The 16517-nt window shown below is 64.3% G+C and carries 15 protein-coding genes and 1 pseudogene; 11 read left to right on the top strand and 5 right to left on the bottom strand.

The features are described 5' to 3' along the window. The first annotated feature begins 17 nt into the window (after positions 1–17). The 4 genes and pseudogenes from ABZW16_RS18880 (at position 18) to ABZW16_RS18895 (ending at position 2302) form a co-directional block, all read left to right on the top strand. Positions 18–71, top strand: coding sequence for a hypothetical protein (locus tag ABZW16_RS18880; RefSeq protein ID WP_354957243.1), 54 nt, complete (start codon positions 18–20; stop codon positions 69–71). Positions 72–112: 41 nt separating this feature from the next. Beyond that, positions 113–505 (top strand): annotated as a pseudogene (locus ABZW16_RS18885) (phenazine antibiotic biosynthesis protein); the annotation flags it as partial. Positions 506–649: 144 nt separating this feature from the next. Continuing rightward, positions 650–1633: a LysR family transcriptional regulator gene (locus tag ABZW16_RS18890; protein WP_354957201.1), complete on the top strand. Its 984-nt coding sequence runs from the start codon at positions 650–652 to the stop codon at positions 1631–1633. A 291-nt stretch (positions 1634–1924) separates the two neighbouring features. After that, entirely contained in the window at positions 1925–2302 is a 378-nt protein-coding gene (locus tag ABZW16_RS18895; RefSeq protein WP_354957202.1) for a PPOX class F420-dependent oxidoreductase, read from the top strand. Between the two features lies 1 nt (position 2303). Here ABZW16_RS18895 and ABZW16_RS18900 read toward each other — a convergent pair whose 3' ends face one another. The 3 genes from ABZW16_RS18900 to ABZW16_RS18910 form a co-directional block, all read right to left on the bottom strand. Next, a complete protein-coding gene (locus ABZW16_RS18900; RefSeq protein ID WP_354957203.1) occupies positions 2304–2567 on the bottom strand; it encodes a helix-turn-helix transcriptional regulator in 264 nt (87 codons plus the stop codon). Between the two features lie 166 nt (positions 2568–2733). Continuing rightward, a complete protein-coding gene (locus ABZW16_RS18905) occupies positions 2734–3972 on the bottom strand; it encodes an MFS transporter (RefSeq protein ID WP_354957204.1) in 1239 nt (412 codons plus the stop codon). After that, on the bottom strand, positions 3965–5755 hold the full coding sequence (locus ABZW16_RS18910) for an HEXXH motif domain-containing protein (protein ID WP_354957205.1): 1791 nt from the start codon (positions 5753–5755) through the stop codon (positions 3965–3967). Before ABZW16_RS18910 ends, ABZW16_RS18905 begins: the two co-directional genes overlap by 8 nt. A gap of 1400 nt (positions 5756–7155) precedes the next feature. Here ABZW16_RS18910 and ABZW16_RS18915 point away from each other — a divergent pair. The 5 genes from ABZW16_RS18915 (at position 7156) to ABZW16_RS18935 (ending at position 12446) form a co-directional block, all read left to right on the top strand. Further along, on the top strand, positions 7156–7308 hold the full coding sequence (locus tag ABZW16_RS18915; RefSeq protein WP_354957206.1) for a hypothetical protein: 153 nt from the start codon (positions 7156–7158) through the stop codon (positions 7306–7308). A gap of 67 nt (positions 7309–7375) precedes the next feature. Further along, the gene (locus ABZW16_RS18920; RefSeq protein ID WP_354957207.1) at positions 7376–8614 is read left to right on the top strand and encodes an FxsB family cyclophane-forming radical SAM/SPASM peptide maturase; all 1239 of its coding nucleotides are present in this window, start codon (positions 7376–7378) and stop codon (positions 8612–8614) included. 16 nt (positions 8615–8630) lie between these two features. Beyond that, entirely contained in the window at positions 8631–10424 is a 1794-nt protein-coding gene (locus tag ABZW16_RS18925; protein ID WP_354957208.1) for an HEXXH motif domain-containing protein, read from the top strand. 58 nt (positions 10425–10482) lie between these two features. After that, entirely contained in the window at positions 10483–11682 is a 1200-nt protein-coding gene (locus ABZW16_RS18930; RefSeq protein ID WP_354957209.1) for an FxsB family cyclophane-forming radical SAM/SPASM peptide maturase, read from the top strand. Between the two features lie 335 nt (positions 11683–12017). Beyond that, a complete protein-coding gene (locus ABZW16_RS18935) occupies positions 12018–12446 on the top strand; it encodes a nuclear transport factor 2 family protein (RefSeq protein WP_354957210.1) in 429 nt (142 codons plus the stop codon). A 7-nt stretch (positions 12447–12453) separates the two neighbouring features. Here ABZW16_RS18935 and ABZW16_RS18940 read toward each other — a convergent pair whose 3' ends face one another. Continuing rightward, positions 12454–14112, bottom strand: coding sequence for a hypothetical protein (locus ABZW16_RS18940; protein ID WP_354957211.1), 1659 nt, complete (start codon positions 14110–14112; stop codon positions 12454–12456). Between the two features lie 193 nt (positions 14113–14305). Here ABZW16_RS18940 and map point away from each other — a divergent pair, with 193 nt between their 5' ends. Then, positions 14306–15073 (top strand): type I methionyl aminopeptidase, encoded by a 768-nt coding sequence (gene map / locus ABZW16_RS18945; RefSeq protein WP_354957212.1) that lies wholly within the window; start codon positions 14306–14308, stop codon positions 15071–15073. A 45-nt stretch (positions 15074–15118) separates the two neighbouring features. Here map and ABZW16_RS18950 read toward each other — a convergent pair whose 3' ends face one another. Beyond that, positions 15119–15838, bottom strand: a complete 720-nt coding sequence (locus ABZW16_RS18950) for a glyoxalase (protein WP_354957213.1) — start codon at positions 15836–15838, stop codon at positions 15119–15121. 112 nt (positions 15839–15950) lie between these two features. Between ABZW16_RS18950 and ABZW16_RS18955 the strand changes: the two genes are divergently transcribed. Next, complete coding sequence (locus ABZW16_RS18955; protein ID WP_354957214.1) at positions 15951–16499, top strand: PadR family transcriptional regulator; 549 nt, start codon at positions 15951–15953, stop codon at positions 16497–16499. Positions 16500–16517: the final 18 nt, after the last annotated feature.

The raw sequence follows: 16517 nt of genomic DNA on the forward strand, positions 1-16517 counted from the left end.
TGTTCCCCGGTGGCGCGATCTACTGGTCCGCGCGTACCGGAGCGCATGTCGTCTTCGCCGCCCACGACTGACCGAACTCATCAACACCAACGTCGACTTGATCTTCTGGGGCGGCGCGCACATGACCGTGGACGAGCGTTTCATCCTGCGCCACAAGTTCTTTCCGGACGTTCGGATGATCAGCAGGTACGGCAGCCTGATGATTCTGGAAAGCGCGGCGGAACGTCCCGGACTGAGCCCCGACGAAGATCTCGTCTACGACCCGCGCAGCCCCGTGGTGACCTTCCGCGTGATCGATCCGGCGACGGGCCTGCCGGTCGAGTACGGCGAACGCGGGCAGATCGTCATGAACCATGTCAGCAAGGGCATGTTCCTGCCCAACAACCTCGAGCGTGACACGGTGATCCGCGTACGTGGACTGGCGGGCCAGATCGGCGATTCGGTGTCCTCGCCCGCGCCGGTCGAGACCTTCGGTGGCGAAGCGGTGATCGAGGGCGTCTACTGACTCCGTCCGGGGTTCACCTGCCATGCGGTTGTGCAAAACGGCATGACCGCAAGGGATTTGGCGGGCAGATCACCAGGTGATCGCTTGGTGGCCGGACAATTGAAACGCTACGATACGCAACCGATCGGTGTAGATGGAGGTGTCGTGGCGGATCTCGATCTGGCGGCCGTGCGGACGTTTGTCACCGCCGCCGACGAGGGGCAGTTCAGTCATGCGGCGACGATGCTCGGGATCACCCAGCAGGCGGTGTCCAAGCGAATCGCCAAGCTGGAGAGCCAGCTCGGGGTGCGGCTGTTCGACCGAGGCCGGTCGGGCAAGGTGACCGCTGCGGGGTTGACCATGTTGCCGTTTGCCAGGTCGCTGCTGGTGGCCGCGGACGAGACGATTGCCTCGTTGCGGTCGGAGCAGCGGCCGTTGCGTGTCGCGATCCTCGGTGAGCGGCAGGTGACCTCGCGGTCGATCCAGTACTACCTAGATCGCCACCCCGAATCGAATGTCGAGATCGTGGTGTCCAATGCGTTCAATACCTCGCGGGACGCCCTGGTGTGTGGGCGCGCTGACGGGGCGTTCGCTCGGCCGAACGGTGGGCCGCAGCCCTTGCCGCCCGGCATCGGTGTCCTCCCGGCATATGTAGAGCCTTTGCACATACTGGTCGGCAAGGACCATCCGCTGGTCGGCCATTCGGCGGTGACACTCGCCGACATCGTGCCCTATCCGGTCTGGGTGCCCGGCGCTTCGGTGCCCTCTGAGTGGGCCGACTTCTACCGAGAGTTGAGCGAGTTCAGTGGGATTGCCATCATCACGGACCTCGACCCGGACCCCGACGCGAAACCCAGCGCCAACGGCAACAGCCCGTCCGGCTTCGAATCCGTGCTGGACCGCATCGCCAGCTCCGCCACTTTGGCGACATTCAGCGGAGACGGCTTCCTCACCCCCTGGAACCCGAACATCCGCCGACTCCCTATCGCCGCCCCCACCCCCGCTTACCCCCACGCCCTACTGTGGGAAACCACCAACATGCACCCCGCCCTCGGACCCCTCATCGCCCACTTCCGCGGTAGTTACAACAGAGATATCGCGACCGACTGCTGGATCCCCGAGGTCGACCGACCGATCTTCCTATCGTGATGGGGTCTGTCCTGCAAAGCCGCTGATTATGCCGCTTCCACCTCAGTGTGAGCATCGTTGCGCGAGCGCATTTTTCGGCGTCAGCGTGATCGCGGTCGGATTCACGAGTGGCATCCAAGAGGTTGCTCGATGACGTGCGGACCTTCTTCCGGGCCTATCGGGGCTTAGCAGGGGTGAAAAGGCGGGCGGCGGCTCGCCCATCGCCTGTGTCGTGGTACGTCAGCACGCGTACGGGCGCGTTCTGCCCGCAGACGGATGTCGCAGCTACCGCCGCGGCCTACCGTTTTCGGTATGACCTGGAACGAGCTGAGTACGAGCACTTTCGCCCTACTGACCACCTACAAAAAGGACGGCACACCGGTCGGCACACCGGTGTGGGTGGCGCCGGACGGCGACCGGATCGTGGTGTGGACCAACCCGAAGACCTGGAAGGTCAAGCGGATTCGTCGCAATCCGGAGGTGGCCGTGCAGGTATGCAATGGCCGTGGCCGCCCGAAGAGCGAGGAGAAGTTCGCGGGCAAGGCCGAGGTCCTGGATGCGGCCGGCACTCAGCGAGTGCGCGATCTGGTGTCGCGCAAGTACGGGATCATCGGCACCGTGCTGATCCGGCTGCACAAGCTGCTCAAGGGTGCGGACGGCTCCGTCGGGATCGCGATCACCCCCGAGTAGATCAGGCCGATTCCGCGAGTCCGGCCGAACGCCAGGTATCGGCGAGTTCCTGCAAGGGAATCTCCAGGGCTGCGGCCAGCGACACGATCGTGCCGAATGCGGGTGTCGGCAGCCGTCCGGTTTCGATCTTGCGCAGTGTCTCCGGCGAGATGCCCGCCGCCCGGGCGATCTGGGCCGGGTCGCGATCGGCGCGCGCGGCCCGCAGTCGGGTGCCGAGGCGGCGACCGGCCTCGACCTGGGCGGGTGTCAGCGGAAGTCGGACCATCCGACCAGAATATGGATGGTATTTAAATACCGCAAGCTCAGCTGTTGAACTTCACCCGGAACGGCCCGCCGACACTGTTGAACAGCAGATCCCCGTTCGGGAAGAACTGGACCAACGCGTAGCGCCGTTGCCGAGGTTGCGCCGCTGGGACGAGCAGGCTCTCGCTTCAGGAATCGGGTGATGTCAGCACAAGCGGTAGATCGCGAGAGCGGGTAGTGCGAGTACTTGCGTATGCGGCGAGTGTGAACATGGCCGTGAGTGCTAACCATCGCGTGGCGACGGCGCCCACTGTGGACAGCAGATAGCCCGCCCCGAGCGCGCCGAGCGCGACCGCGCCGTCGCAGAACAGTGCCATCGTCGCGACCGCGCGACCTAACGTCTGTTCGGGGATCACATCGAGCCGGGATATCGTCAACGCGACGTTGCTGACGACCCCCACGCCGCCGACGCCACACCAACACACGGCCAGTACAAAGGGATTGGCGCTGAACGCCATTGGAACGAGCAGCGCCGTCCATGCCCACAGCGCGCCCCGATAGACATTCCGGGGAGAGTAGCGAGTGGTGAGCCGTGATGCCGCGGCGGCGCCGAGTACTCCGCCGACGCCCGCGGCGCCGAGCACCACGCCGACGGTCCACGTGGGACCGTCGCCGTTCCTCAGTTCCACCAGTATCAGCAGCATGACGAGCTGAATGACGATATTCGACAGTCCGATCATTGCCGTCGATATCCGTAGGAAAGGTTCGGTCCATACGACACGGAAGCCGTCGGTGATGGTGCGCCGGACCGAATGACGCTCGGACTCGGCGGCTTTCGGCGGTGCTGGCGAGTCCGGACGGATCAGCAACAGTGCGACGAGGCAGTAAAGATACGACACGGCGTCGGCAATGAACGGCAGCCAACGGGCCACGCCGTAGACCGCCGCACCTGCTGCTCGTCCGACCAGGATGGCGATCGGTTGCTCGGCCTCGAGGAACGAGAACGCGGCGGGTCGCTGTGCGTGCGACACCACGTCGCGGATCGCGCCGAGCTCGCTGAGGCCGACGAAGACGTAGACACTGCCCTCGATGAACGCTGTGACACCGACTATCAGCGCGAGGCTCGGGAGCTGGGCAGCGACCGCTCCGGCAGCCACGCAGGCCGCGATCAACCCGATGATCTGGCATATCACCAGGGTCCGAATCCGGTTGGAATAGTCCGCGACGATGCCGGCCGCGATCTGGAAGATCAGACTCGGTAGGCTCAACGCGAAACCGACCCATCCCGCCGCGGCGGGCGAGCCGGTCACCGCGAGAACCAGCATCGGGTAGGCGATTCGGACGCCGTGGAATCCCACCAGCGATGTCGCGTTTCCGGACCACAGCAGCAGGAAGTTCCGGTTGGTGTGGATTCCCGATCTACCCATGAGTGCGCGGATTCCTCGACAACCACCGCACCAGATCCACGATCTCGACACCTTCGGCATCCGCCAGCAGTACCTGGCACAGGTGGGCGGCGACCTCGGCCCTGTCATCGAGAACACTGAAGTCATCGTCCGGGTGGAGCTTCGGCAACGCCAGCGCCAAGCCCGCCCACAACTGTGGCCGGAGCGGGTCGATGTGCAGCTCCTCGGTGTACAGTGCGACCGCCGCAGCCAGGTCACCCGCCAGATAGGCCCGGTCACCGCGCGGCTGCTCGGGGATCGATAGAGCTTCGGCCGCGGCGTGGTCCAGCAGCTTCAGCTGCGCTGGAAGGTGCAGGCGGCGATGGTCGTTCGGCACGGCCCTCTGGTCCACCTGATCCGCGGGCGGCAGGCCGTCGGGCCGTGGCGCCTGCGCGATCCAGCACGCGGCCAGCTCGGCGATGCCGCCGATGTCCGGTTTCAGGTTCCGCACCTGCCAGAACGTCCGATGCGCTATCGCCACCTCGGACGCAGCGACCCTGACCGCCGTGGGTACGTCCTCCTCGCCCCAGGGGCGCATTTCAGCACTGAGCGCGTTCAGGAAATGCGAACCCGCCTCGGTGAGCAGGCTCGAGGTCGATACCTGCGCCACGGCACCTTCCACCTGCAGACGCCACAATTCGAAATCGACGTTCGCCTGCATCGATCGGTGGCAGTCGGCGTGACGATGTATTCGCCAGAAGTCGGTGACTCCGAAGAACGCGTAGATCCCGTGCAGCAGGCCCATGATCGGACGCGGGTCGTCGCGCCACGGCGCGTAGAAGCGGCACACCGGATCGGGATCGAACAGCACGATCTGATCGGTCAGCAGCGTGAACTTCGTGTGCTGGACCTCATGGATCAGCGTGAGCGCCAGCTGGCATGGGTCCGCGGGGGCCGTGGTGTAGACGCAGCCGACTCCGTTGAATGCGGTGTGGCTCGTGCTCGCCGCGAGTGGTTGTGCGCTCAACGGCGCCAAAGACTGCAGGCAACTGCGCATCGGCACGAGGTACCGGTCGAAGTCGCGGCGCAGTAGTTCCCACGCCGCCGCGAAATCCTGTTGCCACGTGCTGGTTTGGGCGGTCGTGAGCCGGGGTGGCTGCTGACCGTCCAGCAAGTATCGGAACGGGTCCAGGTCGTCGAGGAACACCTCCCGTTCCGCATCCGCCCCCCGCAATCGCCGCAGCGGCAGCCAGGCGGGATCGGACTCGTCATCCCGGGACGGGACGAGAACTGTGCTGGTGCCCCGGGTGAAGCGCAGTGCGCCGTCCCGTGTCCAGTGCAGTTCGCAGTGCCCGTTGTCCGCGGCAGGGCCGAGCTCGGCCCTGCCGATCCCGGGCAACATCACCACGCCGTTCCGCACTACGACGTTGATGGAACCTTCGGGTAGACAGGCGATGGCGCCTGCCGCGGCGAGCCAGCCCAGGTAGCCACAGTCGGCCCACAGTGGGGTCGGCGCGTCGTCGGGCTCGGCATGAAGGCGCTGCAGGACCTGGGCGAGCCACGGGCCGACGTGTGGGTACGACAACAACGTCACGACCTCGGCCGGATGGGATCGTTGCAGTTCGGCCAGCGTCTGGTAGGCAAGGGAAAGCCCTGCGGCGTCGGCGATTTCGGGGCGCGACGCGGTTTCGGCGATGAGCCTGCGCAGCAGGATCAGCCGCATCAGTAGCGCGCCTTCGGTCAGCGTCGCGATGGCCGCCTCGGTTCCGTGGCCGGAACTCAAACTGGCCGTGACATCGTCGATCCCGGTGACTGTCGTTGGCATGTGGGTGTCCCGTCGCTAGGTTGATGGCAGAGTCGATGTCCGCACGGACACGAGATTCGATGTGGTAGATCAACTTCTTCATACCGATGCGCGAATCGGCGCGCGTGCTCGCCGATCATCCGGCGGGCGTCGTCGAAAACCTGATGGCTCATCGTCTTCGGTTGCGTACGCCAACTCTGGTCGGCCATCTCGTAGATATAGCAGTAGTCACAAGCCGAATTGCACCTACTGTGAATCTTGACGACGAACTCGACGAAGGGCAGCGGCTTCCAGTCGCCGCGACATAATTCGTCGACATCCAATCCCGCCGCGGGCCAAGAGGGTTGCTCCCGGAAATGTCTTATCGATACAGGCAACGGCGCTATCTCTTGCTCCCTCTACCGGTGTGAACGACCACGGGTAGCGCTGCACCAAGCCACCCGTGGCAAATTTCTATATCGCCGGACTACTTATCGGGGTTGATGAACGAATCGAATTCACCGTGGCCTTGATCGGCATGGATGAGATGACGCTCGACCGCGGCGCGTAGAGCGGGGCCGGAGTTGGTCAGCAACTGCGCCGCACCTGTCCGGCGAGTTCGACAAGATTTCCCATGAGATACCTCCTTCTTTCACTCACATTGACGGATAGTGAAATTGCCGATCGCGCAGTCGAGTAATCGACCGGCAATTCCGGCTACAGTCATGGGAGATCGCCTCGCCGGCCGACGTCGTCGACCCGGCTGGCTGAAGTCTATTGCAAGACAACGGGATTCCTGGCACTCCCAACTCCCATGGTTGGGAATTGGGAGTTCTCGAGAGAGCATCGGCGAACGCGGGCGCCGCAGCGGGTGTCCTGATCCACGGGAGGGGATCCGGCTGCGGCAATAGAAATTCCGGGTGAGGCTGCGTTCTTCCTCAATATTTGTGGCGTGCCGCATCCGGATATCAACGAAGACCATGTGCGTGAACTGGCTCGGGCAGGTGCGGGGCGTTGCGACGGGTGCGGGGGAGAGGTATGGGTCGGCGACCGGTGCAATCAAGGATGTGGGTGGGATTTACTCGGGTATTTCGTATGAACAGTTGGTCGCGGCATGGGCGAGGATGGGTGCCACGCATATGGCGGATACGGACCGGGCGTGCCGGGTTTGTGGCGAAGGCACTGGACATCGCGGCGGGTGTGATCGTGACGGTCAAGGTTGCGATGTAGCTGTTGTAGAAGTGCGAGATGCCCTTCCCAGTAACGGGAACAGATGTGAGCGATCGACGTTTCATGTGATTAAGATCCCTCTCGGGAGGACAACCGGTCACCCATTGGTAGATATCCCGTTTCGCTTGTCGGCATTGTCGAGCGGATCAATTCTTGCAACGCCTGGCAATTTGCCGTGCCGGTACGGGAATACAGAAAAGGAGGTCCCGTAAATGGGAAGACTCGATGAACTCGCCGCACTCAATACGGAAGAGTTGGCCACGCACTGCACTCCGGCCATGCGAGCCGCCCTCGAGCGCTACGCCAAGGGTTCGCAGGACAGGGCCCCCGGCGGGTTCAAGTCGTTCATCAACCCCACCAAGTGATCACGCGGCCACGGGCGACTCGGTAGCAGCTCGCCCGTGGCTGTTCCCGCAGCTCGAGGGAGCGAATATGGAGTCCGGCCCGGTGCCATTGGGCGTTCCCGTGGTGCAAACGTCTTGGCCCGCACATGGATTGGATGTCGACGGGCTGCGCCGCAGCGGCTGGGAGCCGCTGCCGTTCACGGAATTCGTTGTCAAGATCCACAGCCGTTGCAACCTGGCTTGCGACTACTGCTACGTCTACGAGATGGCCGATCAAAGCTGGCGCGATCAGCCGAAGACCATGAGCCGCAGGGTTTTCGACGAGGCCCTCCGGATGATCGCCGATCATGCTCGCCGCTTCCAGCTGCCCGCGGTGGATCTTGTGTTCCACGGTGGCGAACCGCTGCTGGTCGGACATCGCGATCTCGAATACTTCGCCCGGTCGGCGCGCGAATCGCTGGAGCCGATCACCGAGGTGCAACTGGGCGTGCAGACCAATGGCACGCTGCTCGACCCGGAGTTCTTGCGCATCTGCGCGCGCTGGAATGTTCGCGTCGGAGTCAGCCTCGACGGCGACGAGAGCGGTAACGACAGGCATCGCCGGGATCGGCGGGGCGCCGGGAGCTACACGCGCGTCGCGGCCGGGATCACGCAACTGACGGCGGACGAGAACCGGCACCTGTTCGCCGGCCTGCTCTGCACCATCGATGTGGCCAACGACCCGGTGCGGACCTACGAAGCGCTGCTGGCCTTTCGACCCCCGGCGGTCGATTTTCTACTTCCGCACGGCAATTGGATGACGCCACCACCGGCGTCGACCGCCGACCAAACCGCTACCCCCTACGCCGACTGGCTGATCCCGGTGTTCGATCGCTGGTTCCGGGCGCCGGAGCTGGAGACCCGGGTCAGGATCTTCGATGACATCATCGACCTGCTGCTGGGCGGCTCCGTGACATCGGAATTACTTGGGCTGGCCCCCATTCAGCTGGCCGTGATCGAAACCGACGGCACGCTGGAGCAGGTCGACGAGTTGAAGTCGGCCTTCGCGGGGGCCACCAAGTTGCGCACCGCGAACGTAGGCAATCCGCTCGACCTCGCACTGCTGGAACCCGCGATCGTCGCTCGTCAGATCGGCGCGGACGCCCTGAGTGAAACCTGTCGGGAATGCTCTGTCCATAGCGTCTGCGGCGGCGGGCATTACGTGCACCGGTATCGCGCCGATAACGGCTTCCGCAATCCCTCCGTGTATTGCGCCGACCTGACCAAGCTGATCCACCACATCGGAGCACGGGTCCGCACCGACCTCGCCACCGCCGCCGATCACTGACGACAGGAGTGCAACCATGTCCGCCCCGACCATCGGTATCGACGATGCAGCGGCCGAGCTGTTCACTGGTTACGGCACGGAGTCAGCCCTCGTCCGGATGACTTCGGACATGCTGACCGTACGACTCGTACTACTACGCGCGCTCATCACCGAAGTCACCGCTCGCCAACCGGAAATCGACGACGACGCCGGCCTTTCCGATGCCTATCGGGTCCTGACCGAGCTGGAGGAGTCACATCCGGCCGCGGTCGAGGCACTGCTGGTCTACCCGCACACCGGGGTTTGGCTCGGCCGCGTGCTCCAGCGCCTGCGCAACGCCTCGGACGATCGGGAACCAACTCCGTTGTGGGTCGACTGCGGCTACCTCGGCTGGTTAGCGGCGGCCGCCGTGGTCACGAATCTGCCCAGCGGATCGATGCGGGTCGTCGTACGCAATGGCGAAGTTATGCTGCCCGGGATCGGGATGGCGCGGGTTGGATCCGCGGGAGACTACGGCCACTGCAAGCTGACCTGGGTGGATGGCTCGATACACATCGTCGCTGACGGCAGCGCTCCGATCTCGGTGGTGTCGCCGGCGGACGAGTCCGACCCGGCGTGGCTGCCGCTGCGGCGGCTGCACGGCGGGAACGGCGAACCGGAGGTCGTCCTCGATGATCTCGATCCGTTCCGCGACCTGCCCTCGGGTACGGCACCGCGGCTCACGACCGACGAATTCGGCACTTGGCGAAAGGATTTCACGCAGGCCTGGCACCTGCTGCGACGAGACTTCCCCGGCTATCTGGCGCCGATGCGTGCCTGCCTGCGGCTCCTGACGCCGCTCACCGCGCGACCGGTGGCGGCGACCATCGGCCACACCGCCTTCAGCGGGACCGGCTGTGTGTACACCACAGCCCCGAAGGACTCTTGTGAAATGGCGGTCTCGCTGATCCACGAGATCCAGCACAGCAAACTCGCCATGCTCGCCGATCAGGTGCTGATAGTGGATCCCGACCCGACGTGTCGCTTCTACGCGCCGTGGCGCGATGATCCACGGCCGATCCTCGGTCTGATGCACGGGATCTACGCCTTCTTCGGGGTCACCGACTTCTGGCGGGTACACCGGCACGCCGACTGCCACCGATCGATGCGGGCGCACATCGAATTCGAGCGCTGGCGTACACAACTGGCGACCGCGATGGTGGAGGCATCGGGTTCGGGCCTGCTGACCGAGCGTGGCGAGGAGTTCATGAGCGCGCTGACCGCAGGCGTCCGGCCGTGGGCCGACGAGGACGTGCCGGCGGAGGCGCGCGACGCGGTGGCCGAGATTCTGGTAGCACATCGCACTTCTTGGCAGGTGCGCAATCGTACATCCAACGACGCCGAGCTGGCCGAGCTGGCAGAGCTGTGGGTCGCGCGAGCGGCACCTCCCGCGATACTGCCGTCCGTACGGTACGTGGATCAGGAGACGATCCCGGATCGCCACCGCGATCTGCATATTCCGGTGCGGCTGAGAATGCACGATCCGACCGCCGCTTCGAGCGTCGCGCCCGCTGATCTGCCCCGCGGCACTCGAGCATACCTGGCCGGCGAGCCAGCCGAGGCCGTCGAGTTGTACGCCTTGGAGCTGCGTGTCGACCCGCTGCTCCCGCAGCTCTGGGCCGGTCTGGCCTTGAGCCTGCCGGAACTGTTCCCCGACAACGACTTCGGCGTTCTCAACGATCGGGCCGAGGTGGCGGCGCGCCTGTACCAGCGGCTGCTGTCCGACGGCACCGAGACCGACGTGGTCGAGCTGGTGCGGTGGTTGTCCGACCGCCCACGCACTGATATCTGAAACCAGGAATCGAGAGCACACAATGGAACCGACATCGGTGGCACTTGGGCTGCCCGCAGTGCGGAAGTCATGGCCCGAAACAGGACTCGACGTGGCCGCATTGCAGCGCAACGGATTCGAGCCCCTTCCCTTTACGGAATTTCTCCTCAAGATTCACAGCCGATGCAATCTGGCGTGCGATTACTGCTACATCTACGAAATGGCCGATCAGAGTTGGCGGGAGCAGCCGAAGGCGATGCGCCGGGAGGTTTTCGACGACGCCCTCCGAACAATCACCGATCACGTTCGCAGGTTCGGCCCTCCCGCGGTGAGTCTCGTCTTCTTCGGCGGCGAGCCGCTCATGGCGGGTCATGCCAATCTCGAGTATTTCGCATCGCACGCGCGGGCGGCGCTGGAGCCGATTACCGCTGTCACCCTCACTCTGCAGACCAACGGCGTGCTGCTCGACGACGAGTTCCTGAGGATCTGCGACGACTGGGACATCAGCATCACCGTCAGTCTCGACGGTGATGAGCACAGTCACGACCGCCACCGCCGGGACCGCCGCGGCGCCGGGAGCTACTCTCGGGTCGCTGCCGCCCTCGAGAAATTGACGGCCGGCGATCGGCGGCATCTGCTCAACGGTCTGCTCTGCGTCATCGACCTCGCAAACGACCCCTTGCAGGCCTATGAAGGATTGCTCGCGTTTCAGCCCCCGGCAGTCAATTTCGAGATTCCACTGGGCAATTGGACGACGCCGCCCCCCGGGTTTTCCGCCGATCCCGGAGTCACTCCGTATGCGGACTGGCTGATCACGATCTTCGACCGCTGGTACGGCGCGCCGCAACTCGACACGCGGATCCGAATGTTCGAGAACATCATGGACCTGCTGCTGGGCGGGACCGTGGAGTCGGAGGTATGGGGCCTCGGTCCCACCCGAATAGCGGTGATCGAAACCGACGGCAGTGTAGCGCAGATCGACGACTTGAAGGCGACGTTCTCGGGTGCGACCAAACTGCCTGCCGGCCAACGCAATCCGCTCGACCAGGCAATGCTGGAACCCGAGATCGTGGCGCGCCAGATCGGCGTGGATGCGCTCAGCGACACCTGCCGCACCTGCTCGATACACACCGTGTGCGGCGGTGGTCACTATGTCTCGCGATACCGTGAGGGCGACGGCTTCCGAAATCCCTCGGTGTATTGCGCCGACCTGACCAAATTGATTCGCCACATCGAATCGCGAATGCGCGCCGACGTCGTCACGGCACTCCACCGGTGACCACTGCCAGGGCGCATAGGATCCCGATCATCGTCGGAGGCTGGGTGTAAGCGCCGCGCAGACCTTGTCGAACGTCTGGAAACCGTGCAGGTGACGGGCCGGGTTCCTGTCTCTGTCATCTTGCTGAGCGTCGCGGTCGCGGCCACGGTGTGGATCGTCATGCCGTCTTGGCCCGCAGCTTTGGCACCTGGCTCTTGCACTGATATACACAACAATGGCCAACAGCCTGCCCTCTCGGAACCACGGGCATGGATATCACCCGGACCGGTTTCGGTTCTCGGGCAGTATCCCGATGTTCTGGGTGCGTAAACCATTGCAGCTCAACAGGAGTCACCATGACAACCGGCGCAGATAAAGTCGCGGCGATCACCAAGTTTTTCGCGGCCTACGCCGCCTACGACCTCGATGGAATGCGGGAGGTGCTCACCGACGACATCGAGTGGACCATTCCCGGGCATCATCCGCTGTCCGGTACCAAACGCGGAGTCGAGGAAGTCGCCGCTTTCTTCACTCAACTGGCCAAGGCTGGGTTCCAAGCCGAGCCGCTGTTCCTCGAGTCCAACGACGAATACGTGGTCGACATCCACCGTGGCTGGTCCACCGAGGGTGTCGGCAAAGTCGACACCATGTGGGCGCTGGTCTGGCATTTCAACATCGACGGCAAGGTCGACCGGGTGTTCAACCTCAGCGGTGACCAACACCAGATGGACACCTACATCTGGAGCAACTTCTCCCTCGCTCCCATCCCGGACCGCCTCGCCTGACGCAAGCTCAGCTGTTGAACTTCACCCGGAACGGCCCGCCGACACTGTTGAACAGCAGATCCCCGTTCGGGAAGAACTGGACCAACGCGTACGCGCCGTTGCCGAGGTTGCTCTGCCCGAAGATGGTGCGGTGCACCGTCTTTCCTGACTGCCAGTCCAGCCCGGTCACCTCCCAGCCGTCGGCCTTGGTGTAGCCGTTGACGAACACGACGCCGGATTTTGTGCTCGCAGTTGGCACCATGCTGGTGGCGACCACATCGCCGCGCGACCACACCGAGGTCCAGTGGTGGTCGGCCGGATCCCATCCGAACCGTTCGATACCCGATGGGGGCGCGAAGACCGGCCCGCCGGCGAGCACATCGACGAGGCGGTCCGGCGCACCCTCGGGCCGGGCATTGTTGACCATGAACGCGCCGTAACCGTCCACGACGACCGATTGCTCGCTCTGGATGAATTCGGGCTCCGGATTCAGCCCCGCCGTGACCTGGATCTGATCGGCGATCCGGTTGGATTTGGTGCCCGGCTTCGGTTGGAATCCTTCGGGAATGGCGTCGCGCCAGAACGCGACCAACTTCATCCGATCGGCCCCGTCGGTAATGACAACGAGCCGGTCGCCCTTGCCGTAGCCCATGAGCGTGGGGGTGGAGCCGGTGCCGATGCCGAATTTCACCGCGGGTGGCTGGCGTCCGAAATCGTAGGGCGCCGCCCACGCGCCGTCGGTGGCGTCGGCCGACAGTTTGGATCCGGTCCACACGACCTTGCGCATGATCTTGTCGGAGGCGGCGTAGATGCCGCCGTTCTCGTCCACCGCCATCGCATTGGAGACCACCTCGTCGACGCCGAAGTGGACCTGCTGCGGTTCACCCTGCAGGCTCCGGTCGATGATCGACAGGCCGCGGGTACTGAGCACCGCAAGCTTGCCGTCGTAGGTCATATTCAGTCCGACGATGGACTCGGGCAGGCCGCCGAGTCCCGCGCCGGTACCGAGCCACGGTTTGAAGTCGAGGGTGCGCAGAATGCGTACGCCCGCTTGGGGATTGTTCGCATTGGTCAGGCCGAAGACGACGATCTCCGCGTTCTGCGTGACGTAATAGACCCGATTGTCCTTGTCCACCAGGCTGTAGACGCCATTGGTGAGTCGCGTCCAGTCGATGCCCCAGTCGTTGTGTACGGCGGTCTCCACCTGGCCGATATCGGTGAAGTTCTGGTTGAGTACCTGGTCGAGGGCTTGCGGTGCGATCGGCTTAACACCGGGCACATCGGCGCGGGCGATCTCGCGGAACATGCCATTGCCCACCTGGACGTAGACCACGCCCTGGGTGGAGGAGATCCACATGTAGTCCGGTTCGGTGGCGGCGAGCGTCATGATGTTGACCGGTCCCGAGGTGACCCGCGCCTGTTGTTTCGGGTCGACATGGAACTCGCCCTGTGGCGTTTGGTAGGGGAAGGTGTCGGACTGGCCGGGATCTATATGGGTGAGTCCGTAGGTAGCAGCGGCCAGGTAGGGATTGCGGGCCGGCCCGGATGCGGCGCCCGACTGGTTCTGGGTCGTCGAGGAATCGCTGCGGCAAGCGGGGGCTACGAGGACGAGGGCCAGTGCGATGGCGAGGGCTAGAGCCTTGCGACGCGCGGTGGTGCTGTTGGTTCGCTCGCTGTGCTCGCTCATGGGTGGCTCCTCTACGCTCGCTGTCGGGCAGTCGATCGGTGGAACACATGCCGCGGATGGGCCGCGAACAACGAAAAACCAGTGCTCATTCGCGTTCGCGAACATAACACATCGCCTGGTCACGCGGGTGAATGGTATTTTTATACCGAGTGCCGCTATGCTCGGTATAAAAATACCGAGATGGAGGTTGGTCATGGTGGAGTTGAAGTCGGCGGCAGAGATCGAACGCATGCGGGTGGCGGGGCGCTTCGTCGCCCAGATCCTGGCGGAAGTGCGCGAGCGGGCCCGAGTCGGGGTGAACCTGCTGGAGCTGGAAGCCCATGTGCGGGAACGGATTCGCGAACGCGGTGCGGTGTCGTGCTACTGGGACTACGCGCCGTCCTTCGGGCGCGGGCCGTTCCGCAACACCATCTGCCTTTCGGTGAACGACGCTGTCCTGCACGGACTTCCGTTCGATTACGCGCTGCGCGACGGGGATTTGCTGACCATGGACCTGGCACTCGGTATCGACGGATGGGTCGCCGACTCGGCCACCAGCATGGTCGTCGGCACCGCCGACGCGGAGGATCTGCGACTGATCAAGGCGACCGAGGATGCGCTGGCCGCCGCCATCACGGTGGCATTGCCCGGCAACCGGATGGGCGATATCTCCGCCGCCATCGCGGAGGTCGCGCGGGCGAACGGCTATCCGGTGAACACCGAATTCGGCGGGCACGGGCTCGGGCGGACGATGCATGAGGATCCGCATGTGTCCAATGTGGGCCGCGCCGGTCGCGGATTCCCGCTGCGACCCGGTTTGACCATCGCCATCGAGCCCTGGTTCGCCCGCACGACCGACCGAATCTATACAGATCCGGATGGCTGGACCATTCGCTCAGCCGACGGTTCGCGGACCGCGCACTCCGAACATACGGTCGCGATCACCGAGGATGGACCGCAAGTGCTTACCGCGGCCGAGTGAGATCGACCGCCGGAAGGTGCGAACCAGGCTGAAACCGGCTGCTGATCAATCGGTTTCGGCCAGCCAATCGGTCAGGTCGGTCGCGGCGCTCAGGTCTGCCGCGACGACGGCGCGCTCGGTATCCGACAGCGCTATTGCGTTGAGTTCGGCTCGTGCCGTCGCGGCCCGCTCGGCATCGCCGGTGGCAATGGCCAATTCGGCGAGTGTCGCCAGCGCTCGAGCCTTGTCGAGGGTCGATGCCTGCGCGCCGAACCGGCCGAGGCCGACCTCGAGCACTCGGATCGCGGTCGCGTCATCGTTCTTGAAATCGCGCAGGATGCGCGCATTGTCCACAACCCGTGCCAGCCCCTCGAGTGCGCGAGAGCCGCCGTATTCGAGTTCCTCGGGTTCGTCGCGCTGGATGTAGATGATGGTATTGCCGATCGGGTCGACCACACTGAATCGGCTTTGGCCCGCACGGAATCTGGTGATGCGCGGGCAGCCTTTCGCGGGGATCTTCCCGTAGCGCTTGCGCAGTGCGGCGGTGAATGTGCGATGCCGCTCGGCGACATCGTCGAGCATGATCAGGCAGCCGACCTGTTCGGCGGGGAGTTCGGTGCCAGCGGGCGCGGCGGCGAAATGGACCGCGCAGCCGTTGGCCTCCACTGCGCCGTAGGCGTAGGGCCGGGTTTGTTCATGGGTGACCTTGTATCCGAGGGTTCGGTAGAAGTCGAGGGTTTCGGTCAGATCGCCGCTCCGGAGCACCGGAACTGCCGTATCGGTCATCAATGCGCACCCCGATCGCAGTAATCAATTTTGACTACCAGAGGTTAGGGCGGTGAACCGGCGGAAGTCAAATTTGAGTAGTATGGCGGTTCCGTGAGAAAGGGAGTCCAGAATGTCGGCGGTGCGTCTGCTCGTCCTCGGCGTGATGCGGTTGCATCAGCCCACCTACGGCTACGCCGTGCGCCGCGAACTGCTGTCCTGGCGTGCCGAAACCTGGACGAATGTGAAACCTGGATCGATCTACCACGCGCTCAAGCAGTTGACGCAGGAAGGCAAATTGAGTGCGTTCGGCACCGAGGGCAGCACCGAGGGGCCCGGCCGCACCCTGTTCCAACTGACCGAGGCGGGGGAAGCCGAGTTCCGCAGACTTATGGACGAGGCGCTGGTCAGCGTCGATATGGAGGAACTCGGCGCGGGTATCGCGTTCATGGATGCCCTGCCGCGTGCGCACGTCATCGAGAAACTGCGTGAACAACGCCGCAATGCCGCCGCGGTCCGCGACGACCTGCTCGCCATGGTCCTGAAGTTCCCCGGCCGCTACGAACCACCCCACGCGACCGATCTGCTCGAGCTGTGGAGTGGGGTATTCGACAATCTGTCGCACTGGACCGGCGGTGTGCTCGAACGCCTGGAAGCGGGCGAATACCGAATGTCGGACTGACGGGCGCAGTGCGGTCCG

It is taken from the genome of Nocardia sp. NPDC004604 (assembly GCF_040609795.1).
In the GTDB taxonomy this organism is placed as follows: domain Bacteria; phylum Actinomycetota; class Actinomycetes; order Mycobacteriales; family Mycobacteriaceae; genus Nocardia.

What these genes read in the sequence shown, in the direction of transcription:
- ABZW16_RS18895 (WP_354957202.1), top strand. Translation starts at nt 1,925, where the DNA reads ATGACCTGGAACGAGCTGAGTACGAGCACTTTCGCCCTACTGACCACC.
- ABZW16_RS18900 (WP_354957203.1), bottom strand. Translation starts at nt 2,567, where the DNA reads ATGGTCCGACTTCCGCTGACACCCGCCCAGGTCGAGGCCGGTCGCCGC.
- ABZW16_RS18905 (WP_354957204.1), bottom strand. Translation starts at nt 3,972, where the DNA reads ATGGGTAGATCGGGAATCCACACCAACCGGAACTTCCTGCTGCTGTGG.
- ABZW16_RS18910 (WP_354957205.1), bottom strand. Translation starts at nt 5,755, where the DNA reads ATGCCAACGACAGTCACCGGGATCGACGATGTCACGGCCAGTTTGAGT.
- ABZW16_RS18915 (WP_354957206.1), top strand. Translation starts at nt 7,156, where the DNA reads ATGGGAAGACTCGATGAACTCGCCGCACTCAATACGGAAGAGTTGGCC.
- ABZW16_RS18920 (WP_354957207.1), top strand. Translation starts at nt 7,376, where the DNA reads ATGGAGTCCGGCCCGGTGCCATTGGGCGTTCCCGTGGTGCAAACGTCT.
- ABZW16_RS18925 (WP_354957208.1), top strand. Translation starts at nt 8,631, where the DNA reads ATGTCCGCCCCGACCATCGGTATCGACGATGCAGCGGCCGAGCTGTTC.
- ABZW16_RS18935 (WP_354957210.1), top strand. Translation starts at nt 12,018, where the DNA reads ATGACAACCGGCGCAGATAAAGTCGCGGCGATCACCAAGTTTTTCGCG.
- ABZW16_RS18940 (WP_354957211.1), bottom strand. Translation starts at nt 14,112, where the DNA reads ATGAGCGAGCACAGCGAGCGAACCAACAGCACCACCGCGCGTCGCAAG.
- map (WP_354957212.1), top strand. Translation starts at nt 14,306, where the DNA reads ATGGTGGAGTTGAAGTCGGCGGCAGAGATCGAACGCATGCGGGTGGCG.
- ABZW16_RS18950 (WP_354957213.1), bottom strand. Translation starts at nt 15,838, where the DNA reads ATGACCGATACGGCAGTTCCGGTGCTCCGGAGCGGCGATCTGACCGAA.
- ABZW16_RS18955 (WP_354957214.1), top strand. Translation starts at nt 15,951, where the DNA reads ATGTCGGCGGTGCGTCTGCTCGTCCTCGGCGTGATGCGGTTGCATCAG.